This window comes from Marinimicrobium sp. UBA4509 (genome assembly GCF_002388575.1).
Classification (GTDB): Bacteria; Pseudomonadota; Gammaproteobacteria; order Pseudomonadales; family Cellvibrionaceae; genus Marinimicrobium; species Marinimicrobium koreense.
In genome coordinates, this window is the sequence record NZ_DGMV01000060.1 from 158,404 (window position 1) to 160,936 (window position 2,533).

Consider the following 2,533-nt stretch of genomic DNA (forward strand, 5'->3'; position numbering starts at 1 on the left):
TTGCCCTGATGAGCATCGCCGCCCTCACCTACTCTATTTCCATGCTTGAAACGCCGGTCTCGGTGGTCACCTAACGCACCCGCTTGAAGCGCACCGGCGCCGCCTGGAGCATCGGTGCCCTCATCTTCCTCATAAGCGCGCTGATCATCGCCAACATGAGCACTCTGTTCGACGCCACCGTCTCGCTCACCACCGAATACAGCCAACCGCTGCTGGGCATCGCCCTATGCCTGTTCGTCGGCTGGATCATGCACCGCAACCACCTGCTCAACGAACTCAAAGCCGGCCACCAGGACATCGAGCACAGCCTGTTCTGGAAAATCTGGCCCTTTTACGTGCGCATCATCTGCCCACTGCTGATACTTCTGGCCTTTATACAGACCTTGCGATGAACCCTGACCTGAATCCACAAGACCTGCTCGACGCCGTCAACCAGACCATGCCCTTTGGTAAATACCAGGGGCGCAAGCTGCTGGAACTGCCGGAACCCTATCTGGTGTGGTTCCATGGTCAGGGGTTTCCCAACAGCAAATTGGGGCGGCAGCTGGCGTTGATGTATGAGGTGAAGGTGAATGGACTGGAGGGGATGTTGCAGGAGTTGGTGCGGTGATGACGTTAAAATCTTATTCCTGTATATCGGGGATTATGCGGGGAAACTGCCGGATTTCGTGCTGGAGGTTTTATGCCAAATTTCTCTAAGGCAGGTATGATAGGGGCTTGGAGGCATGCTACAAAAGGTGTCAAGGAACGCGTAGGCAAACTTACTGATTTAAAACAGGCAATTTGCCTTTGAATAACATTGTTAAATTTCAATGGGGGGCCCCGATGGAGGCAAAAGATATAATCACGCTTGCCATTTCGGGAGGTGCGCTGACTGTTTCACTTATTTCATTGTATTTCAGCCTTTTTTATAAGCGGTTTTCTCTTGTTGGAACCCTTGCTGCATGGAATCCGAGAACTGAGAACTTTGCGAACTCTCAAGCCTGTGAGATTGCAATTTCAAATACGGGGAATCGAGAGCTCGTCCTTAGAGAAATCGAGATGCTGAGCTTCCCAGAGATAGAAGGTGAATTATTCCCCATTTTGGAGTCAGAACAGGTTCCCACTGTCCTGAAACCTGGCGAGATGAAACTATTGACGTTTCCGATAGCAGACCTTTACCTGCAAAAGCTCGAGAAAGAAAATAGGATGCTTCGGCTAAATTTCCACATCTTTACAGCTGAGGCCACGCTTAAACTGGCGACGAAGGACTTGACCCCGCCCATTGGTGGGACAGATATACCAGACTCTGACTGGAAGCCATTCAAGCTAAAGTAAAACTTAGCAATGCCAATCACAGCGACGTTAGATTTTGAGGTCAATATGCCCAATGGAATACATGAAGAGACGCTAATTCTTGCTCGAGAAGCTCTCGATGCGATACAGCTAGGGAAGCCAGGTTCAACCTCATTGGCAATTAGAAAATTAGATCTCGCTTCTGACCTAATAGACGATAAGAAACTGAAGCGGTGGTGCGGCTTTCAATTGGGGCGATACGAAACTGGATTGCCTTATCCGGAGGATATTGATGAAGAATACGTACGCCAACTCGCCGGCAAGATTAAAGAGCTCAAGCTTCCTCTTACGAATGAAGAGATACAACCTAGATTGTCAATATCAGGCGGGGCATTTAAAAGCATCGAGTTCATTGAGCATGTCCTGGCGAGATTGAATAGGGAAAAGTCCGGAAATGATGGTGTTTTTTACCGAACTAATCTCCAAGGCACAATATCCGCATCCTCTAATGAAACATACTCTTGGGCGACACGCCTATACAAAACGCTTAACTTTGGAGAAATACCTAGCCGACAGTTCAACGTAATTCGTGATCGAGTGGACACACTTCTTCTAGATACTTGCCCGAGCGCAATTGAAAAATTTATGTCCGCATATGAGCGGCTGTCATCGACGTCATCTGAAGATTGGTCGCACGCCTTAACAGCGGCCCGACGTGTTATAAAAGATGTGGCGGACTCGATTTACCCGCCAAGAGAAGCTAAGCTTGGAGAGCGAAAGTTAGGAAACGACCAGTATATCAATCGGTTGTGGGCATTTCTGGACGAAAATGCAAAGTCTGGCTCCGATAAAGATCTGGCAAAGGCACATATAAACTACTTGGGGTCGTTCATTCAGCGCTTAAATGACAAGGCATCAAAGGGGGTGCACTCGGATGTGGGGTACTCTGAAGCAGTAAGAGCCGTACTCTACACATACTTGACACTGGGCGATATTCTAGAGTTGTCGGGAGATGCATTAGAGAAGAAAGCAAAAGAAGAGGGAAGGGTCAACCTAAACACTGCTGAGTTAATTGACCTTAAGGCCGTACCAGGGATCTCTGAGGGGTTGGCAAAAGAGATAATTAAGAAGCGAGCAAAAAGCAAATTTAGAGCGTTCGAAGAGCTCCAAGAATTTTCTGGGGTGGGCCCAAAGACTGTGGAAAAAATTAGGCATGGCTGCGTTATCTATTGAATTGTAGTAGTTCAGACTTGATCTG

General features: G+C 48.1%; 4 protein-coding genes. All 4 read left to right on the forward strand.

Annotated elements, in window-relative coordinates; translation table 11 throughout:
• Positions 1-83: 83 nt before the first annotated feature.
• The gene (locus B3520_RS12000; RefSeq protein WP_349678481.1) at positions 84-392 is read left to right on the forward strand and encodes a hypothetical protein; all 309 of its coding nucleotides are present in this window, start codon (positions 84-86) and stop codon (positions 390-392) included.
• On the forward strand, positions 389-610 hold the full coding sequence (locus B3520_RS12005) for a DUF3820 family protein (protein WP_286806076.1): 222 nt from the start codon (positions 389-391) through the stop codon (positions 608-610). The genes B3520_RS12000 and B3520_RS12005 overlap by 4 nt, the downstream gene beginning before the upstream one ends.
• 179 nt (positions 611-789) lie before the next feature.
• Positions 790-1,317 (forward strand): hypothetical protein, encoded by a 528-nt coding sequence (locus B3520_RS12010; protein ID WP_286806077.1) that lies wholly within the window; start codon positions 790-792, stop codon positions 1,315-1,317.
• Positions 1,318-1,326: 9 nt separating this feature from the next.
• A complete protein-coding gene (locus B3520_RS12015; protein ID WP_286876134.1) occupies positions 1,327-2,508 on the forward strand; it encodes a ComEA family DNA-binding protein in 1,182 nt (393 codons plus the stop codon).
• Positions 2,509-2,533: the final 25 nt, after the last annotated feature.